The sequence below is a fragment of the Caballeronia calidae genome, assembly GCF_900044055.2.
In the GTDB taxonomy this organism is placed as follows: domain Bacteria; phylum Pseudomonadota; class Gammaproteobacteria; order Burkholderiales; family Burkholderiaceae; genus Caballeronia; species Caballeronia calidae.
Window position 1 is genome coordinate 1 of the sequence record NZ_FCOX02000026.1, and the last position, 17368, is coordinate 17368.

The 17368-nt window shown below is 62.2% G+C and carries 16 protein-coding genes and 2 pseudogenes; 13 read left to right on the forward strand and 5 right to left on the reverse strand.

The window, feature by feature from the left end; all coding sequences use genetic code 11:
* The 13 genes and pseudogenes from AWB78_RS22360 to AWB78_RS22415 all read left to right on the forward strand — a co-directional run.
* Positions 1-364 (forward strand): annotated as a pseudogene (locus AWB78_RS22360) (H-NS family nucleoid-associated regulatory protein); the annotation flags it as partial.
* A gap of 193 nt (positions 365-557) precedes the next feature.
* Positions 558-686, forward strand: a pseudogene (locus AWB78_RS49770) (DnaJ domain-containing protein); the annotation flags it as partial.
* A 56-nt stretch (positions 687-742) separates the two neighbouring features.
* On the forward strand, positions 743-928 hold the full coding sequence (locus AWB78_RS22365) for a hypothetical protein (protein ID WP_062608178.1): 186 nt from the start codon (positions 743-745) through the stop codon (positions 926-928).
* A gap of 508 nt (positions 929-1436) precedes the next feature.
* Positions 1437-2231 (forward strand): bestrophin-like domain, encoded by a 795-nt coding sequence (locus tag AWB78_RS22370; RefSeq protein WP_082883395.1) that lies wholly within the window; start codon positions 1437-1439, stop codon positions 2229-2231.
* Between the two features lie 741 nt (positions 2232-2972).
* The gene (locus tag AWB78_RS22375; protein WP_062608180.1) at positions 2973-4070 is read left to right on the forward strand and encodes an ABC transporter ATP-binding protein; all 1098 of its coding nucleotides are present in this window, start codon (positions 2973-2975) and stop codon (positions 4068-4070) included.
* Positions 4051-5175, forward strand: a complete 1125-nt coding sequence (locus tag AWB78_RS22380; RefSeq protein WP_062608181.1) for an ABC transporter ATP-binding protein — start codon at positions 4051-4053, stop codon at positions 5173-5175. Before AWB78_RS22375 ends, AWB78_RS22380 begins: the two co-directional genes overlap by 20 nt.
* Positions 5172-6068, forward strand: a complete 897-nt coding sequence (locus tag AWB78_RS22385; RefSeq protein WP_062608182.1) for a carbohydrate ABC transporter permease — start codon at positions 5172-5174, stop codon at positions 6066-6068. Before AWB78_RS22380 ends, AWB78_RS22385 begins: the two co-directional genes overlap by 4 nt.
* The gene (locus AWB78_RS22390; RefSeq protein WP_062608183.1) at positions 6058-6870 is read left to right on the forward strand and encodes a carbohydrate ABC transporter permease; all 813 of its coding nucleotides are present in this window, start codon (positions 6058-6060) and stop codon (positions 6868-6870) included. Before AWB78_RS22385 ends, AWB78_RS22390 begins: the two co-directional genes overlap by 11 nt.
* Positions 6870-7151 carry a DUF2160 domain-containing protein gene (locus AWB78_RS22395; RefSeq protein WP_062608184.1) on the forward strand — a complete coding sequence of 94 codons (282 nt, stop codon included), beginning with the start codon at positions 6870-6872 and terminating at the stop codon, positions 7149-7151. Before AWB78_RS22390 ends, AWB78_RS22395 begins: the two co-directional genes overlap by 1 nt.
* Before the next feature lie 102 nt (positions 7152-7253).
* The gene (locus AWB78_RS22400) at positions 7254-8993 is read left to right on the forward strand and encodes an ABC transporter substrate-binding protein (RefSeq protein WP_062608185.1); all 1740 of its coding nucleotides are present in this window, start codon (positions 7254-7256) and stop codon (positions 8991-8993) included.
* A gap of 664 nt (positions 8994-9657) precedes the next feature.
* Positions 9658-10953 (forward strand): sugar efflux transporter, encoded by a 1296-nt coding sequence (locus tag AWB78_RS22405; RefSeq protein ID WP_062608186.1) that lies wholly within the window; start codon positions 9658-9660, stop codon positions 10951-10953.
* A gap of 60 nt (positions 10954-11013) precedes the next feature.
* Positions 11014-11934, forward strand: a complete 921-nt coding sequence (locus tag AWB78_RS22410) for a LysR substrate-binding domain-containing protein (protein ID WP_062608187.1) — start codon at positions 11014-11016, stop codon at positions 11932-11934.
* Between the two features lie 85 nt (positions 11935-12019).
* Positions 12020-13312: an MFS transporter gene (locus AWB78_RS22415; protein WP_062608188.1), complete on the forward strand. Its 1293-nt coding sequence runs from the start codon at positions 12020-12022 to the stop codon at positions 13310-13312.
* Between the two features lie 6 nt (positions 13313-13318).
* Here AWB78_RS22415 and AWB78_RS22420 read toward each other — a convergent pair whose 3' ends face one another.
* From AWB78_RS22420 to AWB78_RS22440, 5 genes are all read right to left on the reverse strand, one after another.
* A complete protein-coding gene (locus AWB78_RS22420; RefSeq protein ID WP_062608189.1) occupies positions 13319-14152 on the reverse strand; it encodes a serine hydrolase in 834 nt (277 codons plus the stop codon).
* A 165-nt stretch (positions 14153-14317) separates the two neighbouring features.
* Positions 14318-15520 (reverse strand): YbfB/YjiJ family MFS transporter, encoded by a 1203-nt coding sequence (locus AWB78_RS22425; protein ID WP_062608253.1) that lies wholly within the window; start codon positions 15518-15520, stop codon positions 14318-14320.
* Positions 15521-15630: 110 nt separating this feature from the next.
* Positions 15631-16554, reverse strand: a complete 924-nt coding sequence (locus AWB78_RS22430) for a LysR family transcriptional regulator (protein ID WP_062608190.1) — start codon at positions 16552-16554, stop codon at positions 15631-15633.
* Positions 16555-16619: 65 nt separating this feature from the next.
* Positions 16620-17036, reverse strand: a complete 417-nt coding sequence (locus tag AWB78_RS22435; RefSeq protein ID WP_198399322.1) for an organic hydroperoxide resistance protein — start codon at positions 17034-17036, stop codon at positions 16620-16622.
* Positions 17037-17076: 40 nt separating this feature from the next.
* Complete coding sequence (locus AWB78_RS22440; RefSeq protein WP_062608191.1) at positions 17077-17349, reverse strand: hypothetical protein; 273 nt, start codon at positions 17347-17349, stop codon at positions 17077-17079.
* Between the last annotated feature and the right edge of the window lie 19 nt (positions 17350-17368).

Below are 17368 nucleotides of genomic sequence, written 5' to 3' on the forward strand. Positions count from 1 at the left end.
GTGGAGCGGTCGCGGTCGTGCGCCGGCCTGGTTAGCAACGGCCAAGGATCGAACGCAATTTCTGATCGAAAAGCCAGAGGTTGTGTCGGCAAAATCTGAATCGGCACCTGCCAAGAAAGCGACGAAGAAGGTTGCCGTGAAGAAAGCGGCGAAGAAGACTGCAACCAAGACGGCGGCAGTGAAGAAAGCGTCAATCGCCAAGTCAGCAAAGAAGGCCGCGCCTGCCACAAAGAAGACGGTGGCTAAAAAGGTTACCGTTAGGAAAGCGGCGACGAAACAGGTTGCGGCGAAAAAGTCGACGGTAGTCGACGTACCCGCGCCAGCGGTCGAACCGAATGTAACGAGCGCGGTAACCTCGGCGTAAGAGGCTACTGCAAATCATCGTCTTCGACCCTCAGCGATCTTTCGATATTCCTTGTCGCTGCGTCCCTTCTTGAGCCCGGAGCGGTCAGTGATTCAAGCCTTCAGGGCACCCGCAAAGTCGGCATGACCAGCGTTGCACCGAGACAAGCGACGAATGCCGTAAGACAGAGACAAACAGATTATGGCTCGCACGCATGTCTCGACAGCGTACCCATTATGACAAGCTAAAGGTTTCGCGTAACGCGCCACCATAGGTCATCCGCGCGGCATATAAGGCCCTGAGCCAACGCTATCATCCGGACAAGAACAGCAGTTCGCAGCGCTGCTGATCCACTTCCTCGAACGCCTGTACGACTACTGGAAGGCCTCGCCAAGTCTCATGGCGGCATTTCACAAGCAGCTTTCCGAACAGAATTGGGCGCATTTCTGGGCCATCCGGATTCTTCTCGTGACTCTGATTCTTAACTACTGCGTGATGGCGGAGCTGTCGCATATCATTGGTCGAAAACAATTGAAGGCAATCTTCTTCGGCCCGATTCCGACCGCTGAACACGCCACGTTGTAATGCCTGTGCGCAAACGCAAGCGGCACCGAGACTACACGTCACGCCGCGCACGACAAGCCGGAGTGGACGCCACAGAACAGACTTCCTGTGTATTCGCCTCTGTGGGAAAGAGGTTGCCGGATATGCCGGAGCCGCTGACCTACAGTCGCCCGCTGATGAATTGCCGTCTTGTTCTACACCTCTCCTCAACTATTTCCGTGTTACCGATGCGCGTCAGGTATCTCGAGCGGATTATCAAGGGGCATGCGTACGAGTGTGCTAATCGCCCGGGTAAACAAACTGCCCTGGCGCTCCCAGCACGCCAACCCGGAGAAGGCCAAGAGTCGGATGCCAGGCATCCTGACCATGCAAGGCAGAGGATCAGTCACGCCGTGTCGGTGAGACCCGCACCGCTAAAGGTGTCTTTTGAACGGACCGGCGGTTCGACAGTCCTCGCCAAGATTCGATGATTCCGGTCGACGCATTGACGTAAGATGAAAGCGTTGACCTTGTCAAAGGTGATCCTCAGATGAACAGCCCTCTGCCATTTAGTAGTCTGCCGACTTGGTTTGTTTTCATCGCGACTCTAATGCTCTCGCTGTTATCAGTCGAGTTAGGTTACCGGCGCGCGAGGAAAAGACAACTGCGGACCGAACAGGAAGAGGAGAGAGAAAAAGAGGCGCCCGTCGGCGCGATGGTCGGCACCACGCTTGGCTTACTTGCATTTCTACTTGCGTTTACGTTCGGCATGGCGGCAGATGCTTTCCACGCGAGGAAAATGGCGCTCCTCGAAGAGACAAACGCAGTTCGGATAACCTATCGGCTGGCCGGAGTAATCCCGGAACCGCATCGTACTGACGTGCGCCAGATTCTCCGCGAATATGTGGAGGACCGGTTGCATTGGGTCGGGTTGGATAAAGCCCAGGAATCCATCGCCGCGACAGTGCTGCTCGATCGATTGTGGGCACACGCCGTCGCCGTCGGCGCGCAATCTCCCGGCGGAGTTGACGAATTTCTAGGTTCGGTGGCCAGAGTGACCGAAGTTCGTGCAGAGCGAGAAACGGTTCGAGAGCGTAGCCGAATTCCTAACGATTTCTGGTTGGTGCTGTACCTGCTGGCGATCTTGTCGCTTTGGTCAATGGGATACCATGGGGGAGTGGCAGGAACGGTTAGAAGCCCTGTGATGATCGCGGTCGCCATTTCCTTTTCACTGGTCATGGTCCTGATTGCGGATGTCGATAGTCCAGGGCACGGTATCGTTAATGTCAGCCAGCAGCCAATGGTGGATTTGCGAAATTGGTTGGTGGCCGAATCAAAACGTTAAGTCAAAGTTGGGAGACACGTACCTTCGGCGTATCGATACTTAGATGTCTTTGTGCAATTTTTTAGGCCAGGGCGATTCGGCAACGGGTCGAGCAAGGACATCTGCTTCACGCCCAAGCGGCCGGAAAATGGATCTCGCTTGACCGCAATCGCCAATGACACGGCGAGCACAATAGGTTGCCTATGGTCCGCTATACGAGTCGCGCGGCCATTCGAATACCCGTCGGAGCGCACAACCGAACGGCCGCAAGTGGCCGACTTCCAAAATTTGGGACTCGCTAGTCTGGCATTGTCTGCAGAATGCGACTTTCGCACCCGCGAATAATCGTATAGCTAATACGCCCGACTGCGCGCTATGTGCTTCATGTTGCAGTCGCACAGCCTCAGTGATGCGAGCGATGGGCCTCAGCAACTCGCTCGTCAGGACCGAGATTAAATCGCGCGCCGCCCATACGATGATGCGCAAAAACGGGCTTGCGCCAACTGCGGCATGACGTATCGCCGCCGTCGTGCGCTGAAAATGGAGTGAACATTACATTCCGACCTATCTCACGGCGATCTGCCCCAACCCGCCGACCATGTTCTCCATTTCATCCTGTCGTAAGGTTTACCCCGATTTAAACGCAAACCAACAAAAGGGACATTTTTGGCTGCTGCACGTAATCCATGCGAAACCCAATTGACGCCACCTTAAAGCGCCGCCTCTGCGACTGGCGTCGCGCACGCCGCAAAGGAGAGCGATTTGGTCCTGGAACTGGAGCGAGTCAGTGTCGTTTCTGGCGGGCAACCGTATTTGTACGGCGTGGATTTGCGCCTCGTCCCAGGCGCCATCAATGTGCTTCTCGGACCCACGCAGGCCGGTAAAACTACGCTGATGCGCGTGATGGCCGGTCTGGACAGGCCGAACGACGGCCGAGTGCTCGTCGACGGCCAGAACGTGACAGGCGTCAGCGTGCGCCAGCGTAATCTCGCGATGGTCTATCAGCAGTTCATCAACTACCCGGCGATGACGGTTTCCGAGAACATCGCCTCGCCTTTGCGCCTGCAAAAGACCGATCCTGCTGAAATCCGCCGGCGCGTGCGGGAAGTCGCAGCCAAACTGCATATCGATCATTTGCTGGAGCGGCGGCCAGGCGAACTGTCAGGCGGCCAACAGCAGCGCTGCGCGCTCGCGCGTGCACTCGTGAAGCGTACGTCGCTGGTGCTGCTCGACGAGCCGCTCGTCAATCTCGATTACAAACTGCGCGAGGAATTGCGCATGGAACTGGCTACGCTTTTCGCTGACGGCAACACCACCGTCGTCTACGCGACTACCGAACCTCTCGAAGCGTTACTGCTGGGCGGCTATACGGCGATCGTCGATAAAGGCCAAGTTCTGCAATTCGGTCCCACTCTCGATGTCTATAACGCACCGGTCAACGTCGCGGCCGCGGCCGTTTTCAACGACCCGCCGATGAACATGCTGACGAGCGACTGCGGCAACGGCCGCGCGCGTCTGCCGATCGGCGTGGAGGTTCCAGTCCAGCACAGTCCCGCTGTGAACGGCGCATGCCGCATCGGCATCCGGCCGGGGCATCTGCGTCTTCAGGCGAAGGCCTCTCATGCGATCGCCGTTCCGTGCCGGCTCGAACTCGCTGAACTGAGCGGCTCCGAAACGTACCTGCACTTGCGCACGCTGACCGGCGCGGTCAACCTGGTTGCGCAGTTGCAGGGCGTGCATCAGATCGAGCTCGGCACGCAGCTCGACGTTTTCATCGACCCTCAGGAACTGTTTGTGTTCGGCGCAGAGACCCAACTGGTGTCCAGCCCGGAGGCAGCCTATGGCGTGCATCGAGTTTAGAAATCTCGCACACGCGTACAGACCGAGCCCCGCGACGGTCGACGATTACGCGCTTCAACCCATGAGCATGGTCTGGGATGACGGCGGCGCTTATGCGTTGCTCGGTCCATCGGGTTGCGGCAAGACCACGCTGCTGAATATCGTTTCGGGACTCGTCAAGCCGTCGGAGGGCAAGGTGTTGTTCGACGGGCGCGACGTGACGGCGCTCGGCGCACGTCAGCGCAACATCGCCCAGGTGTTCCAGTTCCCCGTGGTCTACGACACGATGACCGTGTTCGATAACCTCGCGTTTCCGCTGCGTAATCGCAAGTTGTCAGTCGCCGAGGTCACGAAGCGCGTGCACGAAGTCGCGGATATCCTCGATATGACGCGCGACCTGCCGCTCAAGGCGAGCAATCTGGCCGCCGACGCCAAGCAGAAGATCTCGCTCGGGCGCGGCCTCGTGCGCAGGGACGTCGCGGCGATCCTCTTTGACGAACCGTTGACCGTGATCGACCCGGCGATGAAGTGGATGCTGCGCCGCGAGTTGAAGAAGATCCACCAGCAACTCAAGCTCACGCTCATCTACGTGACGCACGATCAGGTAGAAGCGCTGACTTTCGCCGACGAAGTCGTGGTCATGACAAATGGCCGCGTCGTTCAGAAAGGGGGAGCCGATGCGCTTTTTCTGCGGCCGGATCACGCTTTTGTTGGCTACTTCATCGGCAGTCCGGGCATGAACCTTTGTCCGATCGAGCTCGACGCCGACGGCGCAAAAATCGGCTCGCAGCGCTTGCCGCTCGACGCCGGCACGCTTGCGACGCTGCGGGGCGCGCATCAGCAGGCAAACGGCGTGCTTAAGCTGGGGATTCGCCCGGAATTCGTCCGCCTCTCGCAGGAAGGAGGAGCCGGCGCGGTGGACGCGCGGGTGCTGCGCGCGCAGCAGCTCGGCAACTATCAACTGGTTACCTTGCAATGCGACGGCCATGTTTTCAATGCGAGGCTCGAGCCGCATGTGCGGGTTTTCGACGGACCTGCCTGGCTGCATCTCGTTGCGCCTGAAACCGTGTACTTCTGCAACGACGAAAGAATCGAAACACGCATCGTCGAAGGGGCCGCGCGATGAACAAGCCCGTCAATCAGAAAGCATGGTTGCTGGTCATGCCGGTGTTCATCTGCGTCGCGTTCTCCGCGATCCTGCCGCTGATGACGGTGGTCAACTATTCGGTGCAGGACATCATCGGCCCGACGCAGCATGTGTTCGTCGGTACGGAGTGGTTTCGCAACATCATGACCGATCCGGATTTGCGCGAAGCGCTCGGCAGACAGGTCATTTTCTCGGCGTGCGTTCTGCTGTTCGAGATTCCATTGGGCGTGGGCCTCGCACTTTCGATGCCGGCTTCGGGATGGCGGGCATCGGCCACACTCGTCGTGCTTGCCATGCCGTTGCTGATTCCGTGGAACGTGGTGGGCACGATCTGGCAGATCTTCGGGCGCCCGGATATCGGACTGCTCGGCTACTGGCTCAATCGTCTTGGCTTCGACTACAACTACACGGCGAGTCCCACGGCCGCATGGATCACCGTGCTGGTGATGGACATCTGGCACTGGACCCCGCTCGTCGCGCTGCTGTGCTATGCGGGCTTGCGCGCGATTCCGGACGCCTTCTATCAGGCCGCGGAAATAGACGGCGCAAGCCGCTTTGCGGTATTCCGTTACATCGAATTGCCGAAGATGCGCGGCGTGCTGATGATCGCCGTGCTGCTGCGCTTCATGGACAGCTTCATGATCTACACCGAGCCGTTCGTGCTGACAGGCGGCGGGCCCGGCGATTCCACAACATTCCTCAGTCAGTATCTGACCCAAAAAGCGGTCGGTCAGTTCGATCTTGGCCCGGCTGCGGCTTTCTCGCTGATCTATTTCCTGATCATTCTGCTGCTGTGCTTCATTCTCTACAACTGGATGAGCCGCGTAGGCAAAGGTGGACCCGCTGCGCAAGGAGACGACCATGCAGGATAAGCGCCGCTGGATGCGGACGTTGATGCTCGTCGTCTATATGCTGTTCGTCCTGATTCCGCTTTACTGGATGTTTTCGATCTCCCTGCGCACGAACGAGGAAACCATGTCGACGTTCGCCACGCTGCCGCAGCACGTGACGTTCGAGAACTACAAGGTGATCTTCACTGATCCTTCGTGGTACTGGGGCTACATCAATTCGATCATCTACGTGCTGATGAACACGGTGATGTCGGTGTTGGTCGCGCTGCCTGCCGCGTACGCGTTCTCACGATATCGCTTTCTCGGCGACAAGCACATGTTCTTCTGGCTGCTCACCAACCGCATGACGCCGCCCGCCGTATTTCTGCTGCCGTTTTTCCAGCTCTATTCGAGCGTCGGCCTGACCGACACGTACATTGCCGTCGCACTTGCGCACATGCTGTTTAACGTGCCCCTTGCCGTGTGGATTCTCGAAGGCTTCATGTCGGGCGTCTCGCGAGAAATAGACGAAACCGCGTACATAGACGGTTATACGTTTCCCGCTTTCTTCGTGAAAATCTTCCTGCCGCTCATCAAGTCGGGCGTCGGCGTCACGGCCTTTTTCTGCTTCATGTTCAGCTGGGTCGAACTGCTGCTCGCGCGCACGCTGACCTCGGTCAACGCGAAACCTATCGCTGCCGTGATGACGCGGACCGTGTCGGCGGCCGGTATGGACTGGGGCGTGCTGTCGGCCGCGGGCGTGCTGACCATCGTTCCCGGCGCGCTGGTGATCTACTTCGTGCGCAACTACATCGCGAAGGGCTTCGCCATGGGGAGGGTGTGATGTTCACCTGGATGTACTGGACGCCTGAGGTGGCGATCTTCTTCGCCTGCATAGTCGTTATGCTGGGCGGCATGACGGTATGGGAACTGCGCTCGCCAAGTCATGAACGCAAGGGCTTTCTGCCTATCGCGACGACTCGCGGTGATCGTCTGTTCATCGGCCTGTTGACTGCCGCGTATGTCAATCTCGCGTGGCTCGCAATCAGCGCCGAGGGCTCGAGCGCCTGGCCGGGTTTCACAGCCTCGATGCTGATCGTGCTCGCGATCATGTGGAAGGGCTAGAAAGCGGACGCATGCAATGAAGACTGGAAACTGCCGGTTCCGCTGATGCCCCCAGCGGGCGCCGACAAGGCCGAAGGGGCACGGAAGACACAGGAGAAGACCATGCATCAGAGGAGACGGATCGTCGCGCTGGCATTGGCAAGCATCGTGTCAGGTGCCTTCGCGAATCAGGCTCTGGCGGGCACGCCTGAGGCGCAGAAATGGGTGGACAGCGAGTTTCAACCAAGCACGCTTTCGAAACAGCAGCAGATGGACGAGATGAAATGGTTCATCGACACCGCGGCGAAACTCAAATCGCAAGGCGTCAAGGAGGTTCACGTAGTGTCGGAAACCATCGACACGCATATCTACGAATCCAAAACGCTTGCCGCCGCGTTTAGTGAAATCACCGGCATTCAGGTGAAGCACGACATCATTCAGGAAGGCGACGTCGTCGAGAAATTGCAGACCTCGATGCAATCCGGGCAAAGCATTTACGACGGCTGGATCTCGGACTCGGACCTGATCGGCACGCACTATCGCTATGGCGTGATCGTTCCGCTATCCGATTACATGGCGGGCGAAGGTAAGGAATATACCAACCCCGGTCTTGACCTGAAAGACTTTATCGGCACGAGTTTTACGACCGCGCCCGACAAAAAGCTTTATCAGCTTCCCGACCAACAGTTCGCGAACCTTTACTGGTTCCGCGCCGACTGGTTCGCACGCAAGGATTTCCAGGACAAGTTCAAGGCGAAATACGGCTACGATCTCGGCGTGCCGGTCAACTGGTCCGCGTATGAAGACATCGCCGAATTCTTTACGAACGATGTGAAAAACATCGACGGAGAGAAAGTTTACGGTCATATGGATTACGGCAAGAAAGACCCATCGCTCGGCTGGCGCTTCACGGACGCATGGCTTTCCATGGCGGGCGAAGCCGACAAAGGGATTCCGAACGGCATGCCCGTCGACGAATGGGGCATTCGGGTGACGCCCGACGGCTGTCATCCGGTAGGCGCGTCGGTGTCGCGCGGCGGCGGCACCAACAGCCCGGCGGCAGTCTACGCGACGACCAAATACATCGAGTGGCTCAAGAAATACGCGCCGCCAGAAGCGTCGGGCATGACCTTCAGCGAGGCTGGTCCTGTGCCCGCGCAAGGCCGGATCGCGCAACAGGTGTTCTGGTACACCGCGTTCACAGCGTCGATGCTCAAGCCGGGCAACGTCACGAATGCGGACGGCACGCCGAAGTGGCGCATGGCGCCGTCCCCGCACGGCGCTTACTGGAAGGAAGGCATGCAAAACGGATATCAGGATGTCGGCTCGTGGACGTTCTTCAAGTCGACGCCGCCGAATCAGCGAGCCGCCGCGTGGCTGTACGCGCAGTTCGTTACGTCGAAGAGCGTGTCGCTCAAGAAGTCGATTGTCGGTCTCACGTTCATTCGCGACTCCGACATTCATAGCGACTACTTCACGAAAAACGCGGACAAGTACGGCGGCTTGATCGAGTTCTATCGCAGCCCGGCGCGCGTCGCGTGGACGCCGACCGGCAACAACGTGCCCGACTATCCAAAGATGGCGCAACTCTGGTGGAAGAACGTCGGCACCGCTGTCGCCGGTGAAAAAACGCCGCAGGCTGCAATGGACAACCTCGCGAAGGAAATGGATCAGGTGTTGTCCCGTTTGCAACGGGCCGGGATGAAGGTATGCGCGCCGGAGCTCAATGCGCAAAGCGATCCGTCCAAGTGGCTGTCCGACCAGCACGCGCCTTGGAAGCGGCTCGCCAACGAAAAACCGAAGGGCGAAACTGTGAAGTATGAGCAACTGCTGTCGGCTTGGAAGGCGGGCAAGGCGCGGTAACGTTTCTGACGGCGCTCTTATGGATGGGCGGCGCTGCATAGCGTCGCCCTTTTTATGTGAAGCAGTCGCCCGTCGCAAAAGTTGCTGACCCGTATGACCTCAGACCTTGAACTAACGAGAATTGAATTTTCAAAGAAGTGATCGTCGGCCGTGATGTCTGACGTTGGAAACCAGCGCCATCTGGACGACCTCTCCCGCGACAGTGGCCGGACTGATCGAACGCACCATTCCGAAATCAAGTAGTCCAGTGTTTGATGCATATCCGACGCGTTCCAAGAACGCAATGTGATCGTCTCATCCGACTCACGGCGGCCTTCGAGAGGCGGCAGATAATTCCTGGACGTTGACGCGTGGCGATTACGTCGGTTTTCTCTATACTCGTTGTCTGGATCGAATTACGTCAACAACTGTTTCTCGAGCCCGTTTTACGTCGGATCGGAACGTACATAAAAACCGTTTCGAATTTTCAAACGCGATACGTATACCGTGAAGTAGTGCCGAGATACGGCGCGGTGCAACGCTCACAGTTTTACGTACGAGCACTTCCACGATGGCAAACTGTGCGCTGGTCCGCGCGCGCTTCCTTCCAGCGCGCGGAACGCGAATTGCAGCCGACGGACGATTTCTCCGTCCGGCTTCACCGCACGCGCCGATCCCCGCCCCGATGAACACTCGCCTGCTCGGTCTCACACGCATTCCCTTCTTTCTGCCGCTTGCCGGCGCCACCCTGATGCTCGGCGTCGCGATGTCCTTCACCGCGCCTTATCTGTCGCTCTTCAGCGTCGAGCAAGCGGACATGAGCCCATTGAAGCTCGGCGTCTTCATGACGGTGATCGCCGCGAGCGGCGTCGTGGCCAGCGCCTTCGCCGGCAAATGGTCCGACCGGCGCGGCCACCACCGCGAACTGTTGCTTGCGGCGCTCATCGCTTCGTCGCTCGGTTTCCTGCTGCTGTGCGTGGTGCGCAATTACGCGGCGCTGGTCGCGATCGGCATTGCGTTCCTCGGCGCCGGCGGCTCCGCGATGTCGCTCGTGTTCTCCTTCGCGCGCGCAGCATTGCCCGTCGATGACGAAGCCGAACGGTCGCTCGCGCTCGCAACGCTGCGCACCGTTCTTTCGATGGCGTGGGTCTTCGGTCCGTCCGTCGGCGCGCTGGTGCTGGCGGCCGCCGGCTTCTATGGCCTGTTTCTGTTCGCGGCGGCGTGTTTCGTCGCGTGCGGCGGGATCGTCTGGCGCATGCACGATTCGCCCAAAGGCGACCCGCACAGCGCGCCCGCGCACTATGCGGGCGATCCGTCGTCGCTGCTCGAAGTGACCGCGCCCGACACCGAGGAACTCGTGCCGCCGCACGCCGGTGCGTCGCACACGCGCGCGGAGATCGGACGCGCCACCGTCGCGATGACGCTCATCGGGCTCGCCGCGAGCGCGACCATGATCGTGCTGCCGCTCTACGTCGTGCACGGCATGCACGGCACGCGCATCGACGTATCGGTCATGCTCGGGCTCGGCGCGCTGCTCGAAATCCCGATGATGCTCGCGCTCGGCGCACGCGCGTCGCGCCTCGACAAGCAGCGCTGGCTCGCGTCCTGCGCGGTCGTGCATCTGATCTACTTCGTGGCGGTCGCGGCCTCGCCGAACGTCCACTTCCTGATTCCGATGCAGGCCTTCAACGCGTTCGTCGTATCGGTGACGTCGTGCCTCGGCATGACCTACATGCAGGACCTGATGCCGCGCAGCCCCGGCTCGGCCACCGCGCTGTTCTTCAACGCATCGCGCGTCGGATCGATTCTGTCGGGCGTGCTGTCCGGCGCGCTCGTGGCGGCGCTCGGCTATCGCGGCACGTTTCTGGTCTGCGGCTGCATCGCGCTGGGTGCGGCGGTGCTGTTCGCCAATCCGCCGTACAGGCTCATCGCGAGGCGCGCCCGGGACTGGTGGAAAACGCGGCGCGAGCCGGCCCGCTGACATCGTTCGCGGCGAGGGATGGCAATATAAGCGCGAACGCCGTCGATCCCACACGCCAACATGCCCCTGCGCCTCCCTCCCCTCAACGCGCTGCGTCTCTTCGAAGCCGCCGCGCGCCATCGCAGTTTCAAGCTCGCCGCCGCCGAGCTCAACGTGACGCCCGGCGCCGTGAGCCACGGCATCGGCGCGCTCGAGGAGATGCTCGGCGTCGAGCTCTTCGTGCGCGAGCCGCGCGGCCTGTCGCTGAGCCCCGCCGGCGAGCTGTATCTGCCGTATATCGCGGAAGCGTTCTCGCTCATCGCGGTCGGCACGCAATCGCTGCCCGACAAGCGCACGCGCCGCACCATCGCCGTCACGTGCGCGCCGACGCTCGCGGCCCGCTGGCTCGTCCCGCGTCTCGCGGATTTCCGCGCACGCTGGCCCAACATCGACGTGAGCGTCGACACATCGCGGCGCCAGGCGGGCTTTCCCGTCGATGGCTTCGATTTCGGCCTGCGCCTCTCGCGCGGCCCGGTGGATGGCGCATCGTGGCAGCGTCTCTTCGGCGAGCGTCTCGTGCCCGTCTGCAGCCCGGCGTATCGCGCGATACTGACCGGCGCCGACGGCATCGCCGATCTCACGCGCGCCGCGCTCATCCATGTCGATACCGCGAGCCAGGACTGGCAGGCATGGATGGACGGCGCCGGCATCGACGGCCTCGATCTTCGCGGCGGCCTGCGCTTCGATACCGTGCAACTCGCATTCGATGCCGCCGCGGCCGGACTCGGCGTCGTGATCGGGCGGCGGCCGCTCGTCGATCGCGAACTGGCGGCGGGCGTGCTCGTCGAGGCATCGCCGATGCGCGTCGAGACGCAGACCGCGTACTGGCTCTGCGAGACGCCGCAAGCGAGCGCCCGCGCGGATCTCGCCGCGTTCCGCAACTGGCTCGTCGAGCAGGCTAAGGAATTCGCCGAAAGCGAGAAAGCGGACCGTCACGATTGAATTGGGCTCAACCGTCCGCGAAAACTTTTCGTTTGCCAGCACGGACGTTCGCCTGCGACGATGGCCGCAAGGAGGAATTCGAACCATGTCGTCCCTTTCGAGCACCAGCAGCAACACCGGCACGAGCACCAACCGCGCGGCGGCGTGGGCGCTCATCGGCGCCGCCGCGTTGATCCTCAGCGCGGCCATGGGCGTGCGCCAGACCTTCGGGCTTTTCATCGGGCCGTTTTCCTTCGATCGCGGCTTGCCCGTCACGCTGATCGCCTTCGCAATCGCACTGCACAACCTCGTGTGGGGATTCGCGCAGCCGTTCGCGGGCGCCGCCGCCGACCGTTACGGCGCCGCGCCCGTCGTCGCGATGGGCGCGGCCACGTTCGCCGCCGGGCTCGCGCTCGCCGCCGCCGCGACATCGGGATGGATGCTCGTGCTCGGGCTCGGCCTGCTCGTCGGCATCGGCATCAGTTGCACGAGCTTCGGCGTCGTGCTCGCGACAGTGGGACGTGTCGCATCGCCGCAAACGCGCAGTGTCGCGATGGGTCTCGCGAGCGCCGGCGGTTCGCTCGGGCAAGTGCTGATGGTGCCGTTCGCGCAGGGAGTGCGCTTGCATGCGGGCGTGGCGGCGTCGCTCTATGCGCTCGCTTTCGTGCTGCTGCTCGCCGCGCCGCTCGGCATCGTGCTCGATCGCGCGAGCCGCCGGCACAAGGCATCGACATCGGCATCGGCATCGGCATCGGCATCGCATGAAACGCACGCGCAGCCCGCCGCGATGTCACTGCGCGAAACGCTCGCGTATGCATCGCGTCATCGCGGCTATCGGCTGCTGACGCTCGGCTTCTTCACGTGCGGCTTCCAGCTCGCGTTCATCGCGACGCATCTGCCGGGCTATCTGATGCTGTGCCACATGCCGGTCGGGCTCGGCGCGACGGCGCTCGCGCTCATCGGCCTGTTCAACATGATCGGCAGCTGGGGATGCGGCTGGCTCGGCGGACGCTGGCGGCAGCATCACGTGCTCGCGTGGCTCTATCTGATTCGCGGCGGCACGATCGCGCTCTTCGTGCTGCTGCCGACGACGAGCGTCTCCGTCGTCATCTTCGCCGCCGTGATGGGCCTGACCTGGCTCGGCACCGTGCCGCTGACCAATGGGCTGATCGCGAAGGTGTTCGGTACGCGGCATCTCGGCACGCTGTTCGGTGTCGTGTTTCTCAGCCATCAGCTCGGCTCGTTTCTCGGCGCGTGGCTCGGCGGTTATGTGTTCGATACGACCGGTTCGTACTCGCTGATCTGGGGCGCGACGGCCATCGCGGGTCTCGTCGCGGCGCTGCTGCACTTTCCGATCGACGACCGGCCGGTCACCGAGGAATCGCTCGTTGCGGGCTGAGTGTTCCTAGCGACGTTGCATCGAACGTTTCAGCAGCCAGCTTCGGAGGTTCGCCGCATCCTGAAAGTGCCCGTGCACGCCCGGCGCACCGAGAATAACGAAGAGCGTCGGACGCCCATGCACCGACGCGACGACGATCAGGCAATGCCCCGCTTCGTTCGTGAACCCGGTCTTCTGCAAGCCGACGCGCCACGCCGCGTCATACACGAGCGGGTCCGTGTTGCGATACATCAGCGGCCCCGCTCCGCCGAGCACGAGCTTGTGATGCGAGGTCGCGTATTCGCGGATCGTCGGATAGCGATACGCCGCGCGCGCGAGCTTCGTGAGATCGCGCGCGGTCGATACGTTGCGCGGCGAAAGACCGGTCGGATCGACGAAATGGCTGCGCTTCATGTGCAGGCGCTTCGCGGTGTGGTTCATCGCGCGCACGAAGCCCGCCCGGCCGCCGGGATAATCGCGGCTCAATGCGAACGCGGCGCGATTCTCCGATGACATCAGCGCGATATGCAGCATCGTTCTACGCAAGAGCAACGAGCCGACGGGCAGACGCGAGCGCGACCATTTGAGGCGATCGACGTCGGCATCGGTGATGCGCGCGGGCTTGAGCAGCGAGCGCTTCGAGTCGAGCACGACCATCGCGGTGAGCAGCTTGGTGAGCGATGCGACCGGCATGCGCTCGTCGGCGTGCTTCGAATAGAGCGTGCGGCCGCTCGTCAGATCGACGGCGATCGCGGCGCGCGCCTGCACGACGGGTTTCGCGATGACGCGCTTCGCGTGCGCGATGAGCGGCACGAGACTCGCGAAGATGAAGACGATGAAGAAGAGATGGAATTTGAGCATGACGCGATCAGAGGCGCGTCATGAGTGGATGTCTATGCGGATGCGGCGGCATGGGTCGGCGACGGGCGAAAGAAGTCCGCTACCGTAAGGCGTAAGGCTTAAACGAACCTTAAGAGAAGCTTAAGACGCGCGATGCGCGCGGCGCGCATCACGCGATCGAGCGGTTCATCTGCGCTTCAACGCGGCGAACAGATCGACCGCCAGCGCAATCGCGAGCGCCGCCGCGCCGATCATGAACAGCAACCGATAATCGCCGCCGCTGCTGGAGAACAGGAACGACAATCCATACGCCGCGAGCGCCTGCAGCACCGCGAATCCGGTGGTCGCACGGCTCCACGCGCCCTTCTGCAACGCCGGATGATGCGCGAGCAGTTCGTTCACGCGTCCCAGCACGAGCGGCACGATGCCCGGCGTGAACGCACCGACCATCACGCTCGACACCATCAGCAAACCGGAATTCGACGATACCGCAGGCAACGCGACGGCAATGAGCTGAAGCAGATACGCGACCCGCAACGCACGGCCGAAGCCCGCGCGATCGGCGAGATGGCCAGCGAGCAGCGGACCCGCGATCGCGCCGAGCCCGTAGAGCACCCAGAACTCCGCGCCCGCATCGACGCCCTTGCCGAGACCGCGCGCGACGAAATCGACGAGAAAGATCATATGCGGCACGAGGCCAACCGCATTGAGCGCGTACTCGACGAACAACGCACGCAGCGCGGGCGGCGACGGCGCTTTCGCCTGCTTGTGCTCATGCGGCTGCGCGGGGGCCGGCGCATCCTGCGACGGCCATCCGTTCCACGCGACGATCGTCAGCAGCAGGGACACCACCGCGAGTCCGAGCCACGTCTGGGTGAGCCCTTGCCGAAGCAGCAGCGGCACGATGGTGCCCGACGCGGCGATGCCGAGCCCGATGCCCGTGAAGATCGCGCCGCTCGCGAAGCCGCGACGCGACGGCGCGACATGCGCGATGATCGTCGGCGCGGCGAGCACCATCAGCGCGCCGCCGGATATGCCCGACAGGAAGCGCCACGCGAAGAACCACAGAAACGACACGGGAAACGCGCACGCGACGAACGCGATGGTGGCGAGGACCATCATCGCGCGGAGAATGGTCGCCGCGCGCGCGTGACGCGCGAAGAGACCCGCCGCCAGCGCGCCCGCGAGATAGCCGCCGAGATTGGCCGCGCCGAGATAAGCCGCCGTCGACGCCGGAAACCAGTGCGCGCCGATGATCGCCGGCAAGAGCGGCGTGTAGGCGAAGCGCGCGAGCCCGATGCCGACCAGACTCGCGCTGGCGCCGGCCAACACACCGCGCCAGACCTGGAACGCCCCGCGCTCCGTTTGATTCAAGACTGCGTATCGCATGACTGCCTCCATCGCTGCATCGGGCACGGTCTACGCGCCCTTCGATGAAGGCCAGTCTATATTCCATCGCGCGCAGAGAGAATCGACGCCAACGGGAAGACACTCTTCCGCTAAGCGGTCGAATCGAGCTGCAATTGCCTGAAATGACGTCGCAGACGCGGCGTGGCGAAGTCGACGAACGCGCGCACCTTCGGCACCGCGAGCCGTCCATGCGGCGTCAGCAGATGCACCGGCAGCGGCGCGTGCTCGCTATCCGGCAGCACGATTCGCAGCGACTTGTCCTTCACTTCCTTTGCGACGTGATAGGAAAAGAGCCGCGTGATCCCGTGCCCGTCGACAGCCGAAGCCACCGCGGCGCGCACCGTGTTCACGATGAAGCGCGGCGCGAACTGCACGACTTGCGGAATCGTGGAACCGCTCGACGTCGGAAAGCTCCATGAATCGAGGCCGAAATGCGTCATCGAGATGATCTGGTGCTGCGCGAGATCGGCGGGCTTCCTGATGCGCGGATGCTTCGCGAGATAGCGCGGCGACGCGGCCACGACGCGCCGCACTTCGCCCACGGGAATCGCGATCAGCGTCGAGTCGGACAGATGCGCGATGCGCAGCGCGACATCGATGCCTTCGTCGATCAGACTCACGGGACGGTCGAGCATCTGCAGGCGCACGGATATGGCGGGAAAGCGCGCGATGAAATCGTCGAGCATCGGTCGCAGGAGGTCTTCGCCGGCGGCGACGGGCGCGGTGATCGTCAACAGCCCGCGCGGCGCGGAGCGTTCATGCGCGATCAGCAAGTCGGCTTCTTCGAGATCGGTGAGGATGCGGCGGCACGCGGCGGCATAACGCTCGCCGGCTTCGGAAAGCTTGATCGTGCGCGTCGTGCGATGAAGCAGCGCCGTGCCGGTGTGCGTTTCGAGAAAGGCGATGGCCCGGCTCACGGCGGCCGGCGAACGGCCGAGCCGCCGCCCCGCGCCCGCCAGACTGCCCTCGTCCAGCGTGGCGATGAACACCTTCATCGCGTCGATTCGGTCCATGTCGGCTCGTTGCCTGGTCGATGAAGCGCCAAGTCTACCGGACCGGATCGCGCCGATGAAATGCGTCAGACCACCTTGATCGTCACGTCGATGTTGCTCTTCAGCGCCTTCGAGTACGGGCAAGTCTGATGCGCCATGCTCGCGATCTCTTCAGCCACCGCGCGCTCGATGCCCGGCAGGCTCACGTTCAGGCGCGCGCGCAGCAGATACGCTTCGCCAGCCATGCCGAGGTCCACTTCCGCATCGACGGCGGTCTCGGCGGGAAGACGCGTCTTCAGCTTCGCGGCGGCCTTGCCCATCGCGCCGATGAAACACGCGGACCAGCCCGCGGCGAGCATCTGCTCGGGATTGGTGCCCGCGCCCGTCGATCCCGGCGGCGACAGCTTCACGTCGAGACGGCCATCGGTGCTCTTCGCGAAGCCTTCGCGGCCTCCGACGACGCGGGTTTTGCCGGTGTACAGGACGGTGTCGATCTGGGTCATGATGAATTCCTCGTTCGATGATGTTGGAAAGTCGAATGGCTCAGTGATGCGCGAAAAGCCTGGCGACGTCGTTCGTCGCCGCACCGCGCGCGCCCGATTGCGAGACCGTGTCGCTCATGCCGCCGTAGGCTTGCATCGGCATGGCGGCGCTTTCATTGGCGATGGTCTGCGCGCTCACGCCGCGCTGCGATGCGGGTGCTCCCGCGAGCGGGTCGTAGTGCGGCGCGGGGCCATAACCGCTGCTGGCAAATGCGGAACCGGCGGCGACGGCGCTGACGGCGATGACTGCGGCGGTGACGAATTGCTTGATCATGATGTGCCTCTCTCTTCGT

Bases quoted from the DNA above. Each gene is read 5' to 3' on its own strand.
- AWB78_RS22365 (WP_062608178.1), top strand. From the start codon at position 743: ATGGCGGCATTTCACAAGCAGCTTTCCGAACAGAATTGGGCGCATTTC.
- AWB78_RS22370 (WP_082883395.1), top strand. From the start codon at position 1,437: ATGAACAGCCCTCTGCCATTTAGTAGTCTGCCGACTTGGTTTGTTTTC.
- AWB78_RS22380 (WP_062608181.1), top strand. From the start codon at position 4,051: ATGGCGTGCATCGAGTTTAGAAATCTCGCACACGCGTACAGACCGAGC.
- AWB78_RS22385 (WP_062608182.1), top strand. From the start codon at position 5,172: ATGAACAAGCCCGTCAATCAGAAAGCATGGTTGCTGGTCATGCCGGTG.
- AWB78_RS22390 (WP_062608183.1), top strand. From the start codon at position 6,058: ATGCAGGATAAGCGCCGCTGGATGCGGACGTTGATGCTCGTCGTCTAT.
- AWB78_RS22395 (WP_062608184.1), top strand. From the start codon at position 6,870: ATGTTCACCTGGATGTACTGGACGCCTGAGGTGGCGATCTTCTTCGCC.
- AWB78_RS22400 (WP_062608185.1), top strand. From the start codon at position 7,254: ATGCATCAGAGGAGACGGATCGTCGCGCTGGCATTGGCAAGCATCGTG.
- AWB78_RS22405 (WP_062608186.1), top strand. From the start codon at position 9,658: ATGAACACTCGCCTGCTCGGTCTCACACGCATTCCCTTCTTTCTGCCG.
- AWB78_RS22410 (WP_062608187.1), top strand. From the start codon at position 11,014: ATGCCCCTGCGCCTCCCTCCCCTCAACGCGCTGCGTCTCTTCGAAGCC.
- AWB78_RS22415 (WP_062608188.1), top strand. From the start codon at position 12,020: ATGTCGTCCCTTTCGAGCACCAGCAGCAACACCGGCACGAGCACCAAC.
- AWB78_RS22420 (WP_062608189.1), bottom strand. From the start codon at position 14,152: ATGCTCAAATTCCATCTCTTCTTCATCGTCTTCATCTTCGCGAGTCTC.
- AWB78_RS22425 (WP_062608253.1), bottom strand. From the start codon at position 15,520: ATGCGATACGCAGTCTTGAATCAAACGGAGCGCGGGGCGTTCCAGGTC.
- AWB78_RS22430 (WP_062608190.1), bottom strand. From the start codon at position 16,554: ATGGACCGAATCGACGCGATGAAGGTGTTCATCGCCACGCTGGACGAG.
- AWB78_RS22435 (WP_198399322.1), bottom strand. From the start codon at position 17,036: ATGACCCAGATCGACACCGTCCTGTACACCGGCAAAACCCGCGTCGTC.
- AWB78_RS22440 (WP_062608191.1), bottom strand. From the start codon at position 17,349: ATGATCAAGCAATTCGTCACCGCCGCAGTCATCGCCGTCAGCGCCGTC.